15 protein-coding genes are annotated in these 22,149 nt (G+C 68.9%); 8 read left to right on the top strand and 7 right to left on the bottom strand.

What is annotated here, in order from left to right; translation table 11 throughout:
• Positions 1-87: 87 nt before the first annotated feature.
• Complete coding sequence (locus tag AB0J16_RS09900) at positions 88-1,179, bottom strand: hypothetical protein (protein WP_358536677.1); 1,092 nt, start codon at positions 1,177-1,179, stop codon at positions 88-90.
• Positions 1,180-1,411: 232 nt separating this feature from the next.
• On the opposite strand from AB0J16_RS09900, the gene AB0J16_RS09895 reads away from it, so the two are divergent.
• Together AB0J16_RS09895 and AB0J16_RS09890 are read left to right on the top strand one after the other, a co-directional pair.
• Entirely contained in the window at positions 1,412-2,077 is a 666-nt protein-coding gene (locus tag AB0J16_RS09895) for a response regulator transcription factor (protein WP_358536675.1), read from the top strand.
• Positions 2,078-2,085: 8 nt separating this feature from the next.
• Positions 2,086-3,189 (top strand): HAMP domain-containing sensor histidine kinase, encoded by a 1,104-nt coding sequence (locus AB0J16_RS09890; protein ID WP_358536673.1) that lies wholly within the window; start codon positions 2,086-2,088, stop codon positions 3,187-3,189.
• A 128-nt stretch (positions 3,190-3,317) separates the two neighbouring features.
• On the opposite strand, the gene AB0J16_RS09885 is transcribed toward AB0J16_RS09890, so the two are convergent.
• Positions 3,318-4,031: a TetR/AcrR family transcriptional regulator gene (locus AB0J16_RS09885; protein WP_358536671.1), complete on the bottom strand. Its 714-nt coding sequence runs from the start codon at positions 4,029-4,031 to the stop codon at positions 3,318-3,320.
• Here AB0J16_RS09885 and AB0J16_RS09880 point away from each other — a divergent pair.
• On the top strand, positions 4,030-5,586 hold the full coding sequence (locus AB0J16_RS09880) for a carboxylesterase family protein (protein WP_358536668.1): 1,557 nt from the start codon (positions 4,030-4,032) through the stop codon (positions 5,584-5,586). The two genes, AB0J16_RS09885 and AB0J16_RS09880, sit on opposite strands and share 2 nt — an antisense overlap.
• Before the next feature lie 317 nt (positions 5,587-5,903).
• Here AB0J16_RS09880 and AB0J16_RS09875 read toward each other — a convergent pair whose 3' ends face one another.
• Positions 5,904-6,488, bottom strand: coding sequence for a TetR/AcrR family transcriptional regulator (locus AB0J16_RS09875; RefSeq protein ID WP_358536665.1), 585 nt, complete (start codon positions 6,486-6,488; stop codon positions 5,904-5,906).
• Positions 6,489-6,589: 101 nt separating this feature from the next.
• On the opposite strand from AB0J16_RS09875, the gene AB0J16_RS09870 reads away from it, so the two are divergent.
• The 3 genes from AB0J16_RS09870 to AB0J16_RS09860 all read left to right on the top strand — a co-directional run bounded on the left by AB0J16_RS09870 (position 6,590) and on the right by AB0J16_RS09860 (position 10,218).
• Positions 6,590-7,639 (top strand): aldo/keto reductase, encoded by a 1,050-nt coding sequence (locus tag AB0J16_RS09870; protein WP_358536662.1) that lies wholly within the window; start codon positions 6,590-6,592, stop codon positions 7,637-7,639.
• Positions 7,640-7,898: 259 nt separating this feature from the next.
• The gene (gene ilvA, locus AB0J16_RS09865; protein WP_358536659.1) at positions 7,899-9,152 is read left to right on the top strand and encodes a threonine ammonia-lyase IlvA; all 1,254 of its coding nucleotides are present in this window, start codon (positions 7,899-7,901) and stop codon (positions 9,150-9,152) included.
• 124 nt (positions 9,153-9,276) lie between these two features.
• Complete coding sequence (locus AB0J16_RS09860; protein WP_358536656.1) at positions 9,277-10,218, top strand: DUF5996 family protein; 942 nt, start codon at positions 9,277-9,279, stop codon at positions 10,216-10,218.
• A gap of 193 nt (positions 10,219-10,411) precedes the next feature.
• Here the strand turns inward: AB0J16_RS09860 and AB0J16_RS09855 are convergent, their stop codons facing one another.
• Positions 10,412-15,805 (bottom strand): VWD domain-containing protein, encoded by a 5,394-nt coding sequence (locus tag AB0J16_RS09855; RefSeq protein WP_358536653.1) that lies wholly within the window; start codon positions 15,803-15,805, stop codon positions 10,412-10,414.
• A 319-nt stretch (positions 15,806-16,124) separates the two neighbouring features.
• Here AB0J16_RS09855 and AB0J16_RS09850 point away from each other — a divergent pair, with 319 nt between their 5' ends.
• Positions 16,125-17,027 (top strand): hypothetical protein, encoded by a 903-nt coding sequence (locus AB0J16_RS09850; protein WP_358536650.1) that lies wholly within the window; start codon positions 16,125-16,127, stop codon positions 17,025-17,027.
• A gap of 105 nt (positions 17,028-17,132) precedes the next feature.
• Here the strand turns inward: AB0J16_RS09850 and AB0J16_RS09845 are convergent, their stop codons facing one another.
• The 3 genes from AB0J16_RS09845 to AB0J16_RS09835 form a co-directional block, all read right to left on the bottom strand.
• Entirely contained in the window at positions 17,133-18,890 is a 1,758-nt protein-coding gene (locus AB0J16_RS09845; RefSeq protein WP_358536648.1) for a protein kinase, read from the bottom strand.
• A 124-nt stretch (positions 18,891-19,014) separates the two neighbouring features.
• Positions 19,015-20,226, bottom strand: coding sequence for a hypothetical protein (locus tag AB0J16_RS09840; RefSeq protein WP_358536645.1), 1,212 nt, complete (start codon positions 20,224-20,226; stop codon positions 19,015-19,017).
• Positions 20,223-20,873: a hypothetical protein gene (locus AB0J16_RS09835; RefSeq protein WP_358536642.1), complete on the bottom strand. Its 651-nt coding sequence runs from the start codon at positions 20,871-20,873 to the stop codon at positions 20,223-20,225. Before AB0J16_RS09835 ends, AB0J16_RS09840 begins: the two co-directional genes overlap by 4 nt.
• Positions 20,874-21,008: 135 nt before the next feature.
• On the opposite strand from AB0J16_RS09835, the gene mycP reads away from it, so the two are divergent.
• A complete protein-coding gene (gene mycP, locus AB0J16_RS09830) occupies positions 21,009-22,145 on the top strand; it encodes a type VII secretion-associated serine protease mycosin (RefSeq protein WP_358536638.1) in 1,137 nt (378 codons plus the stop codon).
• Positions 22,146-22,149: the final 4 nt, after the last annotated feature.

Here is a 22,149-nt window from a genome sequence, read left to right as displayed (position 1 = left end):
CAAGTCTCGTGATCGCTGAAGGCTTGTCGTCTTCCGCTCAAGGGTCTTCCGGGCGAGCGCCCTGGGGTAAATCCGTGCTTTTCGTTGTCAGTGACCGCGGTTGGCGGCGCAGCTCACGGGAGGTGACGCGGGCAAAGTGATCGGCTGCTGCTGCCGATACTGTTCGAGGTCGATGAGGTTGCCGTTGATCGCGTTGCGCCTGTGGAGTTCCGCCCAGTACACCGGGTCGAGGAAGATCGCGGGGTTCCACAGCGGCTGCGTCAGGTCCGTCAGTTGCCCCAGGTACAGCACGGCGTCGGCCAGCCTTCCCAAGGGGAAGCCGCACAGCCGCGGTGCGTCCATGAACTGTCCCGCGTCGGTGGATTCCAGCCAGCTGCCTGAGCACGGGATCACGGTGCGCCGTGGACAGGTCACTAGGCGGGGATGGCTACCGGCCACGATCACGTAGACGTGCTGGCCGGTCTGTTCCTCGATCAGCGGGACTGCGTGGTCGGCGTTCTGTCCTGGCTCCGGCGAGTGCATCACGTGCCCGCTGCCGTAGCAGATCAGTGCCCGGCGTTTCTTGGCGAGCACTTCCCATTTCACCACTGACGCCATGTGGGCGTCACGTTGGGCGAGAAAGACATCCACTTGGTCTTGGGCGGTGATGTGGGACCAGTCGATCGGCGGATCCCCGAGCAGCACCCGGATCCTCCGCTCCGCAGGCAGCGTCCAGTTGACGGCGCGGACCGTCCGGAAGAACTGTTCACGGATCGGCTGGTCGCCGGTGGCTCCGGGCGACTGCGTGGTGTTCCGCCAGACCTGCCGCAATACTTGGTCCTCGACAGCCGCACCGGCGACGAACCGGTCAACGATCGGCTGGTACAGCGCGTTGCCGAACTCGACGACGATGTCGTCGACCACCTGCGGCAACCGCGGATCTACAAGCAGCATCTGCTGCGCGTCACCGTGTTCCTGCTGGCCGTGTGACTCACCGATCGCCACGAGCCGGTGGCGCTCGAAGGCCGCGAGCACCGCCTGGGTGAGGTCCCGTGTGGCCGCGTCGGCCCTGCCCATCGAGCTGGTCGTCAGCTGCCCGCCGGCGCTGCCCGTCGAGCTGGTCGTCAGCAGTCCGCCGGCTGCCGTACTGGCACCAGTGACGGCGAGGAACCTACGCCGCGTCAACCGTGGATCTCTCACGTCTGGTCCTTTCCGCATGGGAATCTCGCTCGTGGGACGGACACCGTGCTCACGGGTCGTGCCCGTCGTCGACGCCTTTCCGAGATGGTTGTACGGCACGGCCGGTGTCGGCCCGGTGTCAGCCGCTGACACCCAGCCGACACCGGCTCCCTGGCATCGTGAGCAGTGCGGTCGCGCCTACCGAACGCGGTGGACGGGACGGGACCACCACCGGGTGAGAAGGAGGACGGTCGTGCGAGTTCTGGTCGTCGAAGACTTCGAGGTTCTGGCGAGGACGATCGGGACGGGGTTGCGCCGCGAGGGCATGGCGGTGGACGTCGTTCTCGACGGCGACGACGCCCTGGCCCACCTGGCCGGCACCCGATACGACGTGGTGGTGCTCGACCGCGACCTGCCCGGCACACCCGGCGACGACGTGTGCCGTGACATCGCCGCCAGTGGCGCCGGGTCGCGGGTGCTGATGCTCACCGCCGCAGGCACCGTGCGAGACAGGGTCGAGGGCCTGAGTTTGGGCGCCGACGACTACCTGCCCAAACCGTTCGACTTCACCGAACTCGTGGCCCGCGTACGCGCGCTGGGGCGCCGCTCGACGCCCGCCGTGCCTCCGATCCTCAAGGCGGACGATCTGATGCTGGACCCGAGCCGGCGGGTGGCCTTTCGTGGCGGACGGCGCTTGGAGCTCACCCCGAAGGAGTTCGCCCTGCTGGAATGCCTGCTCGCTGCCGGTGACCGGGTCATGTCCACGGAGGAGTTGCTGGAACGGGTCTGGGACGAGGCCGCTGACCCGTTCACCACGACCGTCAAGACAACGGTGCGCCGGTTGCGGGCCAAACTCGGCGAACCACCGGTGATCGACACCGTTCGTGAGGGCGGCTACCGGATCGCAGGCCCGCGATGAATCCCGCATTGAACCCCACGGTGGTCGGCCATGCCGGCCGCGCCCGGCACCATCTGCGCCGGCCGTCCCTGCGCGCGCAGCTCACGACGCTGTACGCCGGCCTGGTTCTGGCCGTCGTCGTCCCGATGCTGCTGTTGGCCGGCTTCCTCTTCGGGAGAGACCAGATCCGCGTTCGGGCCGGGGACACTGTCCCTCCGCCCGACACGGCCACCCAGCAGATCGATGCCGCGCTCGCGATCACCGCGATCATCGTCGTGGTCCTCACCGTGCTGACCGCGTGGTGTTTGGCCGGGCGCTTCCTCCGCCCGCTGCGCGCCATGACCATGACCGCCCAGGAGATCTCAGCCACCAACCTCAACCGGCGGCTCGGCCTGCACGGCCCGGACGACGAGCTGACCAAGCTGGGGCGCACCCTCGACGACTTGTTCGAGCGGCTGGACTCCTCGTTCGCGGCGCAGCGCCACTTCGTGGCCAACGCCTCGCATGAACTGCGCACCCCGCTGGCCGGTCAGCGTGCCGTCCTACAGGTCGCGCTCGCCGACCCCGAGGCGAGCGAGGCCAGCCTGCGAGCCGCGTGCGAGGAAGCTCTCGGTCTCGGAGAACGACAGGAACGTTTGATCGACGCCCTGCTCACGCTGGCGAAAGGGCAGAAGGGCATCGAGCAGTGGGAAGTAGTCGACCTGGCTGATGTCACCAAGGGGGTGATGCTGTCGCGCCGTGCGGAGGCCACCCGGCGAACCATCACGGTCCAGGCATCGTTGGACCCGGCACCGATCAGCGGTGACCCTGACCTGATCGCAAGCATGATCGGCAACCTGGTCGACAACGCGCTCCGCCACAACGTTCCTGACGGACACGTCACCATCGCCACCGAACTCACGGATGGTTGCGCCCGCCTATCAGTCGGCAACACCGGCCCAACCATCCGATCGCAGGATCTACGACGGCTTTTCCAACCGTTCCAGCGACTCGGTACCCAACGAACCCACACCGCCGACGGCCACGGGCTAGGCCTGGTCATCGTGCAGGCCGTCGCCGAAGCACACGGCGCGCAGCTGACGGCCCACCCACGCACCGAGGGCGGCTTGGACGTGACAATACTGTTCGACTGATTCCACCCGGCCGACGCCTCCTGCCCCTCACGGCCGGGGGGACGACCCCGCTGCGCAGGGCGTCGACGTCCACCACAACGCTCGGCGCCTCTCAAGGCGATGAGCCGTGGTCGGTGGGGATCCGCAGGTCAAGACGTTCCGCTTGCATCGTTTTGCGGGCTGGCCGGGACCGCGAGTAGGCCTCGCAGCCCCTCGGCGTAGCTGGCTGCATCGAGCTTGAGCAGTGCTCTTTGGACGATGAACCCGTGGATGGCGCCAAGCAAGACATTGGCCAGGTGCTCCGGTGCCACTTGGCCGGAGGTGAGGCCGCGATGCCGGTGGGCTTCGACGAGCTGGACGAACCATTGCCTGACGGGGGCGATGGCCTCGGCGAAGAGCGAGGCCATCGCCGGATTTCGTAGGGCCTCCCCCCAGATCTGGATCGCGAGCCGTGGCGTGCCCTCGTGGTCGTCCAGCCGTTCGATCGCACGCAGGATCTCGGTGAGCGCCTCCAGCAAAGGGGGTGGCTCGTCAAGGAGCGTATTTTCGAACGCGCCGGTGACCTCAGCCAAGGTGGCCTCCACGATCGCGAGCACGATGGCGTCCTTGCCGGGGAAGTACCGATAGAGGTTGCCGGGCGACATCTGCGCTTCGCGCAAGATGTCCTGCATAGAGGTCGCGTGGAAGCCGTTGGCGAGGAAGCAGCGGCGCGCGGCTGCCAGGACATGCTGACGGCGCGTGTCGGCGGCTGGACTGTGTGAGACGGGCACCCCTCGAGGATGGAATGAACGTTCATTCTTGTCAACCGCGCCCGAGATGTGCTGAAGTGATGCGAACGAACGTTCCTTCGCAAGGATGGTCATGAACGATCCCCACCCCGTGGTCACCACCAAGCCGGGCGCTGTTCAGGGAAGCTGGGACGGGCGCGTCGCGTCCTTCCTCGGCGTGCCCTTCGCGGCCGCCCCCATAGGCGACCTTCGTTTCGCTGCTCCGCAGCCGCATGCCCGGTGGCAAGGCATCCGTCCGGCGACCACCTTCGGCCCTGCCGCTCCGCAGCCACCCGCCAACCCCGCCAGACCCGCGGATGCGATGCAACTGCTCACCGGCTCGCCAACGCTGGCCCAGGCCGAGAACAACTGCCTCACCTTGAACATCTGGACCCCCGGCGTCACCGGCCGGCCCCGGGCCGTCCTGGTATGGATCCACGGCTCCGGCTGGCTCAGCGGCGCCAGCGCCTGGCCCGGCTACCACGGCCGCAACCTGGCCGCCGCCGAGGACATCGTCGTCGTCACGCCGAACTACCGGCTCGGTCCGTTGGGCTTCCTGCGTGTCCCAGGTATCGCCGAAGGCAACATGGGGTTTCTGGATGCGATCTCGGCTCTGCGCTGGGTGCGGGAGAACATCGCCGACTTCGGCGGCGACCCCGACCGCGTCACCGTGGCCGGTCAGTCCGGAGGCGCGGTGACCGCCGTGGCGCTCCTGAGCTCCCCCTCAGCCACAGGCCTCTTCCATCGGATCTTCGCCCAAAGCGGCCCCCTCGGCATCGCGATGCCATCCCCGCACGAAGCCGAACAGGCCGGCGAGGACTACCTGCGTCTCCTGGGCCTGAGCATCACGACAGCCCACCGTTTGCGAGACCTTCCGGCCGAAGAGCTGATCATCGGTTACCAGCGACTCGTCGCCGACAGCGGCCGGCGACGCATCGGCGCCCCGGCCCCGCCGATGCATCCGATTGCCGGCGCCCCAGGGCTGCCCGGGCCTGTTCTGCCCGCCGTCGCCGCCGGCGTCGCCCCTGGCATCGACGTCCTGATCGGCGCCACCGCCGAGGAGATGAACCCGTTCCTGGCCATCGACCCCGCGTCCGCGGCCATTACCCGCGATGCCGTCCTGCAGCTTGTGGAACGCCTGACGCCCGACGCGGCCCCACAGGTCGTCTACGACCACTACGCGGCCCGGCGGCCGGGCGCGTCCGCGTCTCAAGTCCTGGCCGACATCACCACCGATCGCCTGGTCAGGCTACCGGCGCTCCAGGTCGCCGAGGCGCGCGCTCGTCACGGTCATCCTGGCTTCGTCTACCAGGTGGACTGGAGATCGGCCCTCGGTGCCTGCCACACCGTGGACATTCCCATGCTGTTTGACAATCTTCCAGCCTGGTCGGCCTCTCCCATGTTCCGCGATGTCGACCCCGCCGGCGTCGAACCGACCGGCCACACCTTCCGGCGGGCCGTGGCAGCCTTTATCCGCACCGGAAATCCGAACACCCCGGGCGTCCCGGCATGGGAGGCCTACACCGAGCTTCGCCGCTGCACCATGCGCTTCGACACGTTCGTCACCGCGGCGAACGACCCCGCCTACAGCGAACGCGGCCTCTTGCTTCCGTCTGCTCAACACTCGTCCGGTAGCAAAGACAACTCATGAACACCTCGCGGCCGAGCACCGAGACCGATCGTCTGGGTCCGCTCCCCGATGATCCCGATTCGACAGCCGGACCGGACCCGCCATCTCCCCAAGGTGGGGCTGGCTGTCCTCATCATCGTGCTGCCGCCATCGCGGTTCTGATCTTCAGGTTCTTCACAGGCGCCTCCGTCAGCGATATGGAGCCACATGCCATGCCGCTCGGCATCTGCACATGTCCCCTTCTCGTCACAGGCGGAGTCCTTGCCTCGGTGGAGTCGCGTGAGCAGGTTTCGCCGTTGTAGTCGCTGCGGCGAGCGGTGCGCTCAACTCGGCTGTGCTCAGATCGGCTGGGGTGCCTCTTTCAGCCCCGAAAAGACAGCGGCGATCAGGCGCCGTCCTTGGGCCACGCCGTCGTCGTTGTTCGCGACGCGCCACAGAAAGCTCATAAGCATGATGATGTCGGCGGGGTCGTGCCCGGGAGCGATGGTGCCCTCGGCCACGCAGGCCTCGACGAGCTTGGCCACCGCCGCGGTGGTCGGCGCCCACGAAGCGCTGATCACGTCCTGGGCCGCGGCGCTGTGCAACGCGTCACCGAGGCCGTGCTTGATGCGGATGTAGGCCGACAGAGTCTCGAACCACTCGATGAACGCGTCCTTCGCCGATGGATGGCGCGCCAGCGCCTCGTCGGCGGTGGTGGTCAGGCGTTCGATGTCGTGCTGGTAGGCCGCCAGGAGCAGATCCTCCCGGGTGGGGAAGTGCCGGTAGAGCGTGCCGGCGCCGACGCCGGCACGCTTGGCGACCTCGCTCAGCGGCACGAGCGGGTTGTCCCCGAACAGTTCATGGGCGGCCTCGATGATCGCCACACGGTTACGCGCGGCGGCCTTGCGCTGCGTGCCGTAGGTGCTCGGCGTCTGGTCGGTCATCACCCTATGGTGCCTCCGATGGACTTGCGGACAATCCTCCGCTAGTTTGGTGAGAACTTGCGGAGAATCGTCCGCAAGTTCAAGGCTTACAGGAGACGCCCATGCGTTATGTGAAGCTCGGCACCACCGGCCTGGACGTTTCGCCCATCGCGATCGGTGCGATGACCTACGGCGAGCCCGACCGCGGTCACCCCGTCTGGTCCCTCGGCGAGGAGGATGCGCGCCCGCTGATCAAGCACGCTCTCGACGCGGGCATCAACTTCTTCGACACCGCCAACATGTACTCCAACGGGTCCAGCGAGGAGATCCTCGGCCGCGCACTGCGCGACTTCGCGAACCGCGACGATGTAGTGATCGCGACCAAGCTGCGTCATCCCATGCGCCCCGGGCCGAACGGGAAGGGCCTGTCCCGCAAGGCGATCATGACCGAGGTCGACCACAGCCTGCGACGGTTGGGCACCGACTACATCGACCTTTACCAGGTGCACCGCAACGACCACGCGACGCCGCTGGAGGAGACCCTCGAAACGCTCAGCGATCTGGTCAGAGTCGGCAAGGTGCGCTACCTGGGCGCGTCGTCGATGTTCGCGTGGGAGTTCGCGAAGGCCCTGCACCTGCAGAAGCAGAACGGCTGGGCCCGGTTCGTGTCCATGCAGGACCACTACAACCTGCTCGCCCGCGAGGAGGAACGCGAAATGATCCCGCTGTGCCTGGACGAGGGCGTCGGCACCATCATCTGGAGCCCACTCGCGCGGGGCCGTCTGGCCCGTGGCTGGGATGAGGCGAACTCCACTGCCCGCTCCGAAACCGATGGTGCCTACGCCGACATGCTCTACTCGCCCGAGCAGGAAGCCTCGAACCACGCCATCATTGATGCGGTCGGCCAGGTCGCTGCCGCCCACGGCGTGAGCCGCGCGTCCATCGCCCTGGCCTGGCTGCATCGCCAGCCGGTCGTCACCGCTCCGCTGGTCGGTGCCGGGTCGATCAAGCAGATCGACGACGCGATCGCGTCGTTGGACGTCGAGCTCACCGATGAGGACGTACGCGCCCTCACCGCACCCTACACACCCCGGTACGACTGGCAGGGCGTCTCGGACGAGGCGGCCATGGATGCGATCCGCGCTCGTGTCCCGGGAATGGCGCTGCGGTGAGCTTGATCGTTCGCTCCGGCGCGGCAGTCCGCTAGCTGGCGAACTGAGCAAGCGTCGCAAGAATGTCGCTGGTCGGTAGCCGTCCGGCTGAGGGAGACGGGCGCTGCGGGAATCGCATGACCTGTTGGGATCGTTGTGACCAGTGTGCTCGCCTGGCGACGGGCACCGTTCCCAGCGACCCGCTGTTCGGCTGTCGTCGTCACTCACCACGCGACGCCTTGCTAACATCCCTTGATCAACCGCTGTGCCTGGAGTGTGCATGACCGACCGTCTCACCACCGCGATGATCAGCAAGGCGGCCGAACGGTTGCGGCCGGTCGTGCGTCGCACCGCGCTGGAGCCGAATCAGCGGCTGTCCGACCTGCTCGGCGGTCAGGTGCTGCTCAAGCGCGAGGACGCGCAGGTCTGCCGCTCCTACAAGGTGCGCGGAGCGTTCAACCTGATCGCCTCGCTCACGGATGAAGAGCGGCGACGTGGTGTGGTCTGCGCGAGCGCGGGCAACCATGGGCAGGGAGTCGCGTTCGCCTGCGCGCGGCTCGGGATCAGCGGGCGCGTGTACGTACCGTCCACCACACCGCGGCAGAAGCGCGAGCGCATCGCGGCGCTCGGCGGTGACCGGGTGGAGGTCGTGGTCGGCGGCGGCACCTACGACGAGGCGAGCACCGCCGCGCACGCCGACAGCGAGCGCACCGGCGCGATGTACGTGCATCCGTTCGACGACATCAGGACGATGGCCGGGCAGGGCACCGTCGGCCTGGAGATCCTGGCGCAGGCCGGGGAGGCACCGCACACCGTGGTCGTACCGGTCGGTGGCGGCGGTCTGATCAGCGGCATCGCCGTCTGGCTCCGCGAGCACTCACCCGCCACCCGCATCATCGGCGCCGAACCCGCCGGAGCGGCCAGCATGCGCGCCGCCCTCGACCACGGCGGGCCCCTCGCCCTGCCCGAGCTGGACACCTTCGTGGACGGCGCCGCCGTCGGAAGAGTGGGAGAGGCCACGTTCCCCCTGATCAAGGACTTGGTGGATGAGGTCGTCGCGGTCGATGAGGGTGCGGTGTGCACCGAGATGCTGGATCTGTACCAGACCGACGGCATCATCGCCGAGCCCGCCGGAGCCCTCGCCGGAGCGGCGGCCCGTGAGCTACTGCCGTACTCCTCCTCCGGAGGGCCGCTGGTCTGCGTGGTGTCGGGCGGCAACAACGACGTCAGCCGGTACGGCGAGGTGTTGGAGCGCTCTCTCGTACACATCGGGCTGCGGCACTACTTCCTGGTGACCTTCCCGCAGCGCCCCGGCGCCCTGCGGCACTTCCTGGACGAGGTGCTGGGCGAGGGCGAGGACATCATCGCCTTCGAGTACGTCAAGAAGAACAACCGCGAGACCGGCCCGGCGCTCGTCGGCATCGAGCTTGAGCGGGCCAGTGATCTCGACAGTCTCCTGTTCCGTATGAAGGCCAGCCCGCTCACGGTGGAGCGCGTCCCGCCTGGCTCGCCGCTATTCACCTTTCTTCTCTGAACGCCTCTTCTCTGAACGCCTCTTCTCTGAACGCCTCTTCTCTGAACGCCTGGACCCCTGGCGGCCAAGCCGGGCTCCTGGCGTCGCGTGAGTAGCGCCGCGACCGTGTGGGAACGATGGCGTCATGGAGTTGTACACCGCCCTACCGTCGGCCGAGTGGCGGGACACCAAGGCGACGCTGCACCGGTTCTGCCAGGTAGTGGGCAAGATCCGGCTCGGTTCGACGGTCCGGCGCAACCACTGGTGGAACGCGCCGTTCCATGTCACCGGGCGAGGGATCACCACCCGTCCGATGGGACAGGCCGACGGCAACCCGATCTTCACGATCGACTTCGACTTCGTCGGCCACCAGCTGCTCCTCACCACGGTGGACGGCCGGGCGGTGTCGTTCGCGCTCCCCGGCCAGTCGGTGGCGTCCTTCTACCAGCACACCATGCGGGCGCTGACGGCCCTGGACGTGCGGGTGGACATCGCCGTGCCGCGGCCGTTCGACCTGCCCGACTCCGACCGGCCGTTCGCCGACGACACCGAGCACACGCACTACGTTCCGGCCGAGGTCACCCGCTACTGGCAGGTCCTCAGCCAGGTGAACCTCCTGCTGGAGGAGTTCGCCGCGGGCTTCTCGGGCAAGATCAGCCCGGTGCACCACTTCTGGCACACCTTCGACATCGCCTGCACCCGCTTCTCCGACCGCACGATCGACCAGCCGCCCGGGGCCGACCCGGTGTCGCGGGAAGCGTACTCGCGGGAGGTGATCAGCTCCGGCTTCTGGTTCGGCGACGACGCCTTCCCGGACCCGGCCTTCTACTCCTACACCGCTCCCGAGCCCAAGGGCCTGGACAACGAACCCCTGGAGCCCGCGGCCGCGCGGTGGATCGAGCAGCGAGGTGGCCATCTGGCCGTGCTGCGCCACGCCGACGCCCTGGCCGAGGCCGATCCGCGCGCCGCCGTCCTCGCCTTCTACGACAGCGCTTACCAGGCCGGAGCCCGGCGCGCCGGATGGGACATCGCCCGGCTCGCCTGCCCCGGTGGAGTCACCGATCCGGTGCTGAGTGCTGGAACGTGATGGACCGCGCACTGGGCGGGCATCGGGTGCGGAGTATTCAGGGGAACTGATGCCGCCCAACCGCCGGTTCTTACCCGTATCTCGGCTCGACCCGAACATATCCCAACACCCGTAAACGCCACGGCGGCGTGGGTTCGGTGGTGAAAGCCACCGAGCCCACGCCGCCGTGGCGGCGTGCCGATCTAGCTCTGATCTAGCTCGCCAGCGCGAGTTTGACGGTCAGAGCGCCGGTCTTTTCGGCCTTGGGGTCGAAAAGGATGGTGTAGGTGCCCGTGGCGGGCAGAGTCGTCGCGGAGATGGTGCAGTTGCGGCCGCAATAGGCGGTGGAGCCCAATGCGGTGCCGTCGGGCTTCTTCACCGATACCTGCGCGTCGACGGAGCTGCCGAAACTGGAGTTGGTGAAGGTGAAGGTCACCTTCTGGTTGGCGGTGCCGTTGAAGGTCCAGGTTCCGTTCTGGCCCGGGGTCATGGTGGTCAGGGTCGAGGTGGCGCCACCGATGGTGATGCTCACCGGAGAGAGGTCGGCGACCGGGTAGGTCCTCAGCGTCAGCTTGCCGACCTGTTCGTCTCGCGGGTTGAATTCGACGGTGTAGGTGCCTGTGGCCGGCAGAGCCACCGGGTCGAGGAAACAGTTACGGCCACAGTAGGTGGCCGCCACCAGCACGGAGCCGTCAGGCTTCTTCACCGTCACCTGGGCGCCGGTGCTGTTGGCGAAGTTGGCGTCGGTGAAGTTGAACGAGACGGTCTGGCCCGAGGTGCCGGAGAGGGACCAGGTTCCGTTCTGGCCCGGCGCCGTCGTCGTGAGGCTGGACGCGGCGCCTCCGACCGTGACGCTGCCGGTCAGGTGAGTCACCGTGTAGAGCTGCGCGGTCAGCTTCCCGACATTCCCATCCTGCGGGTCGAATTCCACCCTGTAGGTACCCGCCACCGGAAGAGCAATCGGTTCCAGGAAGCAGTTCCGACCGCAGTAGGTGGCCGCCACCAGCACGGAGCCGTCAGGCTTCTTCACCGACACCCGAGCACCGGTCGCACCGGCGAAACTCGCTTCTGTGAAGTTGAACGAGACGAGCTGGCCCGAGGTGCCGGAGAAGGACCAGGTTCCGTTCTGGCCCGGCGTCGTCGTCGTGATGCTGGACGCGGCGCCTCCGACGATGACGCTGCCGCTCAGGTGAGTCACCGTGTAGAGCTGCAGGGCCAGCGAACCCGTCTTGGCGTTCTGCGGGTTGAGCTCGACCGTGTAAGTACCGGTCACCGGCAGCACGGTCGGCTCGAGCAGGCAGTTGACGCCGCAGCGGGTGTCGGCGACCAGGTCGGTTCCATCCGGCTTCTTGACCTTGACCTTGATGTCCGAGCTGGAGGTGAACGTCGAACCGGTGAAGTTGAACGACACCTGCTGGCCCTCGGTCCCGGCGAACGTCCACACACCGTGCTGTCCGGCGATCGTGGTCGTCAGCGTGGACGCCGGCCCGCCGACGGTGACCTGCGCCGCCACGTCCTGCGCCACGAGGTTCACCTGGGCGGAGGCCGAGCCGGTGTAGATGCCGGCCGGGTCGACCACCACCTGGTAGGTGCCGTCCGCCGGCAGTACGGTCGCATCGAAGAAACAGGAGGCGGAGCAGGACTTCTTCGGCAGGAAGACCGAGCCGTCCGGTCCGAGCACCGACGCCTGCGCGCTGCTGAACGTTCCGCCCGAGATCGTGATCGAGACCCGCTGCCCGGACTTTCCGGCCAACGACCAGGTCGGGTTCTGCCCCGGCTCGGTGGTGGTCAGCTTGACCGCGGCGCCGCCCGGCGTGAGCGTCCCGGTGACGTCGCCCGCGACGACCTGCGCGGAGATCGAGCCCACGGCCGTTCCATACGGGTCGGCGACCACCGTGTACGTTCCGGTCTCCGGCAGTGTGGAGGTGTCGAACGCGCACGACGGCTGGCAGTAGGCCGGCTTGAACAGGTCCGTTCCGTCGGGATAGCGCACCGACGCTCGGGCGTACCCGTTGTTGTCCCACGTCCCGCCCGTCAGGACGAACGCGATGCGCTGACCGGCCGTCCCGGCGAACGACCAGGTGGCTTTCTGCCCCGGCCCGGTGGTGGTCAGCTTGACCGGTGCCCCGCCGACGGTCAGGGAGCCGGTGACGTCGCCCGCGACGACCTGCGCGGAGATCGAGCCCACGGCCGCCCCGTACGGGTCGGCGACCACCGTGTAGGTCCCGGTCACCGGCAGCGTGACCGTGTCGAACGTGCACGACGCCTTGCAGTAGGTCGGCTTGAACAGGTCCGTTCCATCCGGGTTGCGCACCGAGGCGCGCGCGTACCCGTTGTTGTCCCACGTCCCGCCCGTCAGGGCGAACGCGATGCGCTGACCGGCCGTCCCGGCGAACGACCAGGTGGCGTTCTGCCCCGGCCCGGCGGTGGTCAGCTCGACCGGTGCCCCGCCGACGGTCAGGGAGCCGGTGACATCGCCCGCGATCACCCCTGCCGTCATCGGCCCCGGCCGCGCGACGGTCGGATCGACGACGATCGTGTAGGTGCCGTCCGCGGGAAGCGTGACGGTGTTGAAGGCGCAGGCCGTCGAGCAGTAGGTGGAGCCGTACAGCGGCGTTCCGTCCGGTTTGCGGACCGAGGCGTAGGCGGAGCTGGTCAGCCCGCTGACCCCGAACGCGATCCGCTGCCCGGCCTTGCCGGCGAACGACCAGTACGCGTCCTGTCCGGGAACCGTGGTCGTCAGTGTGGAGGGCGCTCCGAGCGCGACCGTCCCGGTGAGGTCGGTCACCTCGAACAGTTGCAGCGCGAGCGAGCCGGTCTTGGCGTCCTTCGGATCCCACACCACCGAGTAGGTGCCGGTGACAGGCAGGGTCTCGGTGTCGATGAAGCAGGTCTTGCCGCAGCTCTGCGACGCCAGGACGGCCCCGTCAGGTCGCTTCACCCGCACGGTGGCGTCGATGCTCGAACTCAGGGTGCCGTCGGTGAACTCGAAGGAGACCTTCTGGCCGGCTGTTCCGGCGAACGTCCAGGCGCCGTACTGGCCCGGCTGGGTGGTCGCCAGCGATACCTTCGGCCCGCCGATCGCCGCGGTCTTGACGACGTCGGGCGCGATCGTGCTCACACTGAGCTTGTAAGCGCCGAACTCGTCCTCGTGCGGTGAGACGCGTAGCCGGTACGCGCCCGCCGCGAGGCTGTCGAGGCGCTTGTCACCGCACAGAGAGTTGGTGGCGACGCTCGCGCCCGCGGCGTTGAACAGCTCCCAGTTGAGCCAGAGCCCCGGGCACTCCTGCGCGTCAACGAAGATCGAACCAGGCTGGCCCAGCGTGAACTGGTACTCGTCGCGCGCGACCTCGGTCTCCAGGTTGCCCGCTCCCGCGGCCGGGACGCCGTCCGAGGCCGTGAACGGCAGCGACACCGTGAACGTCTGTGGTGGCGTGACGTCCAGGTCGAGGTTGACGTTGTCGATTCCGAACGCCTGGTTCGAGATGCCCGCCACCCCGGTGGCCGTGGTCTTGAACTCGATCTGGCTCTTGTTGTGGGTGACCGGCATCGTGATCCGGTACTTGGCCCACGGCAGGCCGGTCGCCAGTTTCCCGGTCGCGACGGGCGTCAGCGTGTTCGGCGTGATCGTGTACGGGGTGCCGCGGTCGGTCTCGACCTGGACCGTCTCGGTGTCGGAGTCGGATGCCCAGTCGCCGACGGCCAGCAGGTCGAAGCTCAGCGTCCCGCTCTTGTGAGACGGTAGCGACTGCGCGTAGAACCGGTACGAATCCGTCCCGCTGAACGGCCCGGCGAACGTGCTCACCGCCGGATCGGTCGACACCCGCGACGGCCGCACGTTCGAGCTGAGCGCCCCCTGGAAGTCGATCGCCAGGTCCCCGTCCTCGTTGACGGCCTGCGCCGTCGGGTCGAGGATGGCTTTCGTCTGCTCGGCGGCGGCCTTCGCGAACGAAGTGTCCGCCGTGAGTGCGATGTCCAGGATGCAGTCGTTGAACTGGAGGCCCGCCGGGACGCCGTTCGCCTCACACTGAGTGGTCGCCAGCTGGACCTGCTCGGGCGTCAGGTCGGCGATCGAGACGATCTTGGCCGGGAACTGCTTGTTCGTGAAGGTCGCGGTGCTCTGGCCCGGACCGTAGGTGAACAGCGACTCGTTGTCGTCGATCCGCCAGGAGTCGGCGAAGCTGCTGTGCAGCACGGTCGGCGAGGCGTTGGCGGGCAGCTGGGTGCCGTCCCGCAGACGCAGGTCGTTCTTCGGGTTGCCGTCGGCGTTGCCGAGCAGGCCCACGAGGTCGCTGTCGGGGGTCGGCGGCATGTAGAGGCTGGCGGCGCCCCTCCTCCAGGACAGGGCAGGGCCGGCCACGCCGTCGAACATGACGGCCCACTTGTCGTCCTTGCGCAGGATGAACGCGTTCTTGCCCAGGTGGAGGAGCTTGCCGGGCTCGAGCGTGCGCTTCTGGTTGTCGATGTACAGGTCGTCCTCGTGGAACTCGACCAGGTGGTCGCCGGCCTCCATCGCGGCGTCGAACATCACCGAAACGTCCCTGCCGCCGCTGGCGGGGCTGAGCCGGCCCTGGATCTCCAGGTTCCACTTGTCGGACTGGGCGAGGATGAACTCGCCGACGGACTGCAGGTCGTAGCCCAGGTTGTCCGGGGTGGTGAAGTGCGGTTCGCCCTTCACCAGACTGCCGTGGTGGGTGAAATACCACCACAGGATGAGGCCGATCAGCGCCACCGCGCCGATCGCCAGCGCCATCTCGATCGTGGCGAAGCCGGCCTCGAGCAGGAACGCCCTGCCCGCCTGGCTGGCGAGGAACAGCTCGATCTCAGCGGTCAGCTCGGCCGCGGCGAGTTCGACGCTGCCATAGGCGCCGATGTCCTCGGCGAGCGTGGTCGGACCGACGGTCCGGATGCCCCTGATCAGCGGCAGAAGGTAGTCCGGGGGCTCCCACTTGAAGTCGTCGTCGTCCTCGTCCACGACCGGGATCTTGGCGGGCGGACTGTTGGGATCCGCCGGGTCCTTCTGTCTCTCGCACTTGCGCTCCTTCTTCACCTCCCGGATGTCCAGGAGGCCGGAGGCCGGCGAGGTGGCCCTGTAGGTGGACAGCTGGAATCCCTGGCCGCCACCGGCGAGCGGGCACGTCTTTCCCTTGCCGTAGACCTGGAACCAGTCCTCGTACCCGCCCCAGCGGTCGAGGACCGACCCGGCGCGGACGCCGTTGACGCCGTTGGCGGCGATCGCCGCGACGTACCGGCCGACCTGGCGTCCCCAGCCCTCATAGTCCGGGTTGCCCTTGACCTTGGCCTCGACCACCTCGGCGAAGCTGGTGCCGACCCGGTCGTAGTAGACGATGTCGGGCCGATCGCGGCCGTTGTTGAGGTACGTCTCCCACTGAACGTTCGGGTTGATGACCGCGCCGGGCTGCGCCGGCGGCGGGACGCCAAGGTGGTCGTTCAGGTACTTGATGGCGCGCGCCTGCCCGATGGCCTCGATGCCGCCGCCGGCGCTGCACTCGTTGGGCTGCTGGTAGATGTAGGTGCCGAGCGCGGGACGGGCGGTCAGGCAGGAGCTGTTGATGCGGCGGCGGGTGGCGTACATGCTGTTGAACACGCAGCGTTTGTCACCTCTGCCGGCGTTCGACCAGTCGTCACTGTTCGGGGGGCAGGGGGCGGCGGCTGCGGACACCGCCGCCGCTGCCGCTGCCGCCATTCTGGCCGTTAATATCTCGTGGACGGGTCCTAACAATGACGCCACGAGCACGCCCACCATGATTACGCAGAGACGCCGCACGCATTCACCTCGGATAAATGGGACATAAAGATCGCAGCGGGAACGTACACCATGAAGATCGGCTTGCGGCAGATCTGGAATCACCACGTTCCGTGATCGTTGACTATGCTGCGGCTCGGATCCGCTCTTGGGAGGTACCGTGGTCGTCCACCGGTCGTGGGAGATCGCATTCGACGCGCCGGCTGCACGGCCGGTGCGGACGGCTCGGATGGTCGTCGCGGCCCATGGCCTCGATCGGGACGCCGTGCTCGTGCTGGACGCCGACAGCGACGAGTTCGTGACCGTCCCGGGGCTCCCGGCCCACCTCTCCCGCAATACGGTGTCGCTGTCGTCCGACGGGACTCGGCTGGTGTTCCTGGCGCGGCAGGACGACGGCGCCGAACCCATGCGGGTGGTGCTGCACGCGCTCGCCACCGGAGCACGGCAGGAGTTCGTCTCGGACGGTTTCGTACGGGCGGCGCTCTCACCGGACGGCAGCCGGCTCGCCGTCCTGGCCGACCTGTCGAACGGCCCCGGAATCCCCGGCGTGGGCGACGAGATCGCGGGCATAGTGCTGATCGAGACCGCCACCGGCGCCCGGCAGCCGCTCTGGTCGGCCGAGGGCTACTGGCAGGAAGACGCCATCAGCTGGTCCCCGGACGGGCGACTCCTCGCCGCCACCTATCTGACGCTGGACGACGTCATCACCACCATCGTCCTCGACCTTTCCGGCAAGGTGATCGGCGTCCACGAGGATCGGGTCGCCCTACCCGGGGCGCACTCGGTCTGGACGTCCGACCGGGAACTCATCGTCTACCCGGAGCCCGACGACGAGAGCCCCCTCATCGCGATCGACGTCACGACCGGAAGCGAGCGCCGCTTCACCAGGCGCAACTTCAGCGGCTACCTCGCCATCGCAGGTGGCCGGGTCGTGCGTCCGGGATCTTCGCCAGAGCGGGTCGTCACGACCGACTTGAACGACAGCGACGAGCGTCCCTTCCTGACCTTCCGCCCCGCCGTATCGATCGAGGCCATCGACATCGTCCCGTCCGCCGTAAGGTGACCCGACTTACCGCCGCTTCGGCTCCAGAACGCATCGGGTACGCCCGCGCCTCCACCGTCCGCCAGTGCCTGGACACCCAGCTCGACGCGCTCCAGGCCGCCGCTTTCAGGTGGGTGGAGTGGCCAGTGGGAGGACGATGGGCGGCTGGACCTGCTCGTCCCGGCCGCCTGGGTCGGTTTCCACCGCGCCGCGGATGCACAGGGACGGGGACCACGCGACGGAGGACGGCCGGCCGAGTCTGACCACCGTGCCGACCTTGAAGCAGTAGCCCGTGGCCGCGTCCAGGCCGCCGACCGTGAACGTGGTGCTGCCGCTCCCCATCGACAGCACGCGATCACCGGGAGACTGCTGGAGCACCATGGGGAAGTCGCTCTTGCGCTGCTGTTTCCAGGACAGCGTCACGGTCGTGCCGTTGTCGGTCACCAGCCTCAGGTCCTTGGGCCGCTGCGCGTTCATCGCCGCCGCGTCCAGCGTCTTGGCGGGACGGGCGATGGAGGGGCCGGTGGAGGGCAGGGCGCTGGGTGGCGGTGTCGTGGCGGTCGAGGCGGGTCGTTTGGCGGCCGTTGTGGGGTCGGTGCCACCTGCGTCGGCGCCTCCGGTTGTGGCGGACTGGGGCTCCAGAGTGATCCGCGGTGGGGTCGACGGGCGGCCGTTCATGGCGGCGGCGACACTGGCCGCGCCGATCAGTACGGCCAGGCCGGAGGTACCGGCGATGAACAGGGGGACCTTCTTGCTCCTGCGCCTCGGCTCGGCCGGCGCCTGCGGCTGCGCCGTACCCGGCTGGTGGGAGGATGCGTAGAGCGGACGGGGTGGTCGGGGAAGCGACGCCGAGCGGTCGGGGTCGACGGTCCAGACGAGAGCGCGCGGCACCGACGTCTCAGCGGCCACCGCCGACGACGGCACCGCCGCCACTGGTGGCACCGAGGGGAACGACGGCATCGACGGCGAGCCGGGTCCGGTCTGCGATGGCGTCAGGCGGGAGCTCGGAGCGACCAGTTTGTACGTGGATGGGGCCGCTTGGTGGGCAGTGGGTGGGGCCGACTGGTCGAGGGCCGGTGGGACTGTGTGGGCGAACCGGGTGGCGAGGTCGGCGGCCGTAGGGCGGGAGTCGGGGGACTTGGCCATCGCCTGGTTGACGGCGGACACGAGGTCGGGCGGCAGTCCGGGGGACGCCAGAGGCGGCGGCTCCTCGCTCAGCACGCCGAAGACGAACCGGGCCGAGGTGTCCGGCCCGTCCAGGGCGAACGCGGGCCGCCCGGCGAGCAGTTCGTAAAGCATCGACCCGAGCGAGTAGACGTCCGACGCCGGACTGGCCGAGCGGCCTTCGAGCAGCTCGGGCGGGCTGTGGACGGACACAGACGTCCCATCGGGCAGCTCGGCCAGTGACATCAGCCCGCTCATGCCGAACCCGGTCAGTCTGGGCTCGCCGTGCTCGGGCAGAACCACGTTCTCCGGCCGTACGTCGCCGTGCACGCCGCCCGCCCCGTGCGTGGCCGCGAGCGCGGCGGCCACCGCGCGCGCGACGCGCAGCGCCTCGCCCGGCGGCGCGGGCAGGGTCCGGCCGGGCCGTTCGGCCAGCGTGCAGCCTCCGTGCAGCCCGGTCACCAGGTACGGGCGGCCGTCGGCGGTGGTGCCGATGTCGAGTACCGGGATCACGTTCGGATGGGCCGCGAGTGCGTCGGGGAAGCGAAAGCCGCGCAGCAGCGGCTTGAGCCGGCGCTTGTCCACGCGGCGGCAGGCCAGCGACCGCAGCAGCACCGAGGCGCCGTCGCGGTCGGCCGTCGCGAGGTACGCGCTCCACGGCCCGTCCTGCCCGGCCCGCTCCTGGAGCCGGTAACCACGGACCTTCTCCGTCACCGTCACGCGTTCACTTCCCGGGGCCGGCAGCCGCCAGCCCTCTCCATCACCACTTCCCGGAACATCACCGCTTCCCGGAACATCACCGCTTCCCGGAACATCACCGCTTCCCGGAACCGACACGTCGCCGTCATGCGATCACTGCGGGACCGCCCAGGTCGTCGGTCTCGAACGCCTCGTCCTCGATCATCGGGAACCGGGTCCGCTCGCGGTCCTGCTCCTGGCCTTGGCCGCCACCCCCCATACCCGGCGGGTACATGCCCATCGGCATACCGCCGGTCCCGCCCCGCGCGGCCCCGCCGGCCGTCAGGCCGCCCGCGCCCTGCGCGGCCGTCGTGGCGGTGCCGGTCCCCGAGGGGGCGAGCGGGCCGGTGGAGGGTACGCCCGTGTTCACTCTGTGGGCCAGGTCGGGCGACATGGTGTCCGGGAAGCCGGCCAGGTTCGCCTTGGTGTCGGGCAGGCTCGGGGTCTTGAGATCGCCGGGATTCTTCAGGTCCGGGGTCTGGGGACTCCGCAGGTCGGGGGTCTTCACACCAGCCTGGTCGAGGCCGGGGAGGTTCGGGTTCTGGGCGCCGTTGGGGTCCGGGAGGTTCGTGCTGGGATCGGTCGGGCGCTGGTTCGGGTCGGTCAGGCCGGACGGGTCCCCGACACCGGACGACGTGGGGTCGGTCAGGCCGGACAGGCTGGAGTACGGGCTGCCGAGGCCCGTGTACGGATCCGGGACCCCGCCACCCAGCCGGCCGTTGCCCGTGCCGCCGAGTCCCGGCATCGGGCCGGGGTTGACGCCACCGCCCTGGGGAGGGGCCGCGCGCTGCTCCATCTCGGGGGAGATGTGGTCGTAGACGTCTCCCATGAACCTGTTGAGCTGCTTCAGATGGTGGCGAGCCAGCGCGTGGGCGTTGCCATCGCTGCCGAAGGTGTCGCCTATGTCGTCATCCAGGCCCACGTCGCCGACTTGGGGGACGTTGTCGCGAAAGAACGGCAGCACCTGCTGGCCGTACCAGACGAGCGGGCGCCCGACGGTCTGGGCGCCGTAGTTGACCGCGGCCATGTCCTTCTGGAGCTCGTCGATCTTCTTGAAGATGCCCTCCAGGGTCTCCCCGCCCATGGATCCGGCGAGGCGCTGGGCCTCGTCGTGCAGGTTCTTGATCGATGTCGCGAGCGAGTCGGCGATGGTCACATAGCTGTTGCCGGCCTCCACCACCCTGCCGGGGTCGGTGTGGTTGAGGATGAGGTCGACGATGCCCTCGCTGGAATCGCTGTCGCCGCCCCCGACCGCGGCGATGTCGTCGACCAGCGGGCGGTTGGCCTCTCTGAGCTGGTAGAGGGTGTAGCCGCTCATGTCGCGGCCTTGCGCAAGTTGTCCGCCACGGTGGTGTCGGCGTCCATGGCCGTCTTCACGGTCTGGTCGAGCGTCTCCACGATGGCCTCGTAGACCGAGCAGAGCTGGGTGACGGCGCGCTGTATGTTCTGCTGCGCCTTGTCGGTGGTGGCCCGCAGATCCGCGGCCGCCTGCCAGGTGCCCAGGTGGCGATCGGTCAGCGTGGCGCGGGTGGCGAGGGCCTCCAGGCTCGGCAGGTCACCCATTCCCCGGAGCCGGTCCAGGTCGGCGCGGAGCTTCTCCACGGGCGAGTCGGGACGCGGCTTGCCGGTCTCCGGGTCCACGAAGTCGGCGATCTTGATGAACATCTCCTTCTTCACCGTGCCTGGGTCCACGCGATTCGGGGCGAGCAAGGCGTCACGCTCTTGGGCCGACGGCGCGCCGGGAGGCGCCTGGGACGGGTAGTCGCCGACGCGGTGCCACTCGATGTTCTCGTCGTGGACGTTCGGGTCCGTCGCGGGCCTGGCGAGGTAGTCGGCGTAGTAGTCCTCCGTGGAGTTCGCGTATCCGGCCTCGCCGTTGTTCTGCGGTTCGCGCTCGTCACTCGGGGTGCCGACACCGGGCATGGAGTGCCCGTCCTTGGTGCCGCCTTCATCAGGTTTCGGCATGAACCTCTCCCCCGCACGTCGGTCTGCATGTCCTCTGTATCCCGCGCGGGCCGCACCAGGGCGTCACTTCAAAATATTTTGAACGGAAGCCAGCTTTCCCTGCAAGCACCGATAAATGGTGCAAAATCCCATCCCATGCCCATGTCCTGGAGCGGCACGGCCGCCCTCGCCCTGGTGCTCGCCGTCACGCCCTTCACCGCTGCGGGGGCGAAAGCCGCCGCTCCGCCGTGCACCCCCGAAGCCGGGGTACAGGACGTCAGCGGCAAGCCCTGGCCGCAGGAGCGGCTGCGCTTCCAGCGGGTGTGGCGGCTGACCCGGGGCGAGGGCGTGACCGTCGCAGTGGTCGACAGCGGCGTGGACGCGCGGCACCCGCAGCTCGCCGGGGCGGTCACGACCTCCGAGGACCTGACGGGTACGGACCAGCGCGACTGCGTGGGCCACGGTACGGCCGTGGCGGGCATCATCGCCGGCCGCGACCTCACCTCGCGCGGCGTACCGTTCCTCGGTGTCGCGCCGGGCGCGCGGATCCTGTCGATCAAGCAGACCGAGACGCCGGACGGCGAGGTGTCGCTGCTGGCCCGGGGCATCAGGCGGGCCGCCGAGCTCGGCGCGAAGGTCATCAACGTGTCCGTGGAGGCGCACGACCAGCCGGAGCTCAAGTCGGCCGTCGCGTACGCGCAGAGCATGGACGCGGTGATCGTCGCGGCGGCCGGCAACGTGAAGCGTGAGGACGGCGAGGTGACGCCCTCCTACCCGGCCGACTACCCCGGCGTGATCGCGGTGGGCGCGGCCTCCCCCGACGGCACGAAGTCGGCGTTCTCCAACGGCACCACCAGGGTCTCCGTCACCGCCCCCGGCTCCGGGATCACCAGTACGTGGACGGGCGGCGGCTACCGTACGGACCTCGACGGCACCAGCTTCGCCGCGCCGTACGTGTCGGGGGTCGTGGCGCTGGTCAGGGCCAGGCATCCAGAGCTCGACCTGTGGCAGGTCAAGCGCCGGGTGGAGTTGACGGCCGAGGGCGGCGGCGCCACCGGGACCGGCGCGGGCCTGGTCAACCCGCTGCTCGCCGTCACCGCCGTGCTGCCCGACTCGGTGGAGAAGGCGGGCGGCGGGGTGCCGGTCGTCGTGGCCAAGGCCATCGCCCCAGACTCGCGTACGCGCGGGCTGGCCGTGGGCATCGCGGGAGGCACGGTCGCGGTGACCGGGCTGGTGATCTTCGTGGCGATCATGCTCCCCAAGGCCAGGCGGCGGGCCTGGCGCGCCGGGTGATCCA

The organism is Nonomuraea sp. NPDC049750, assembly GCF_040659625.1.
Lineage (GTDB): Bacteria > Actinomycetota > Actinomycetes > Streptosporangiales > Streptosporangiaceae > Nonomuraea.
The sequence above is the reverse complement of the archived record's forward strand: the minus strand, read 5'-3'. Positions and strand labels throughout refer to the sequence as shown.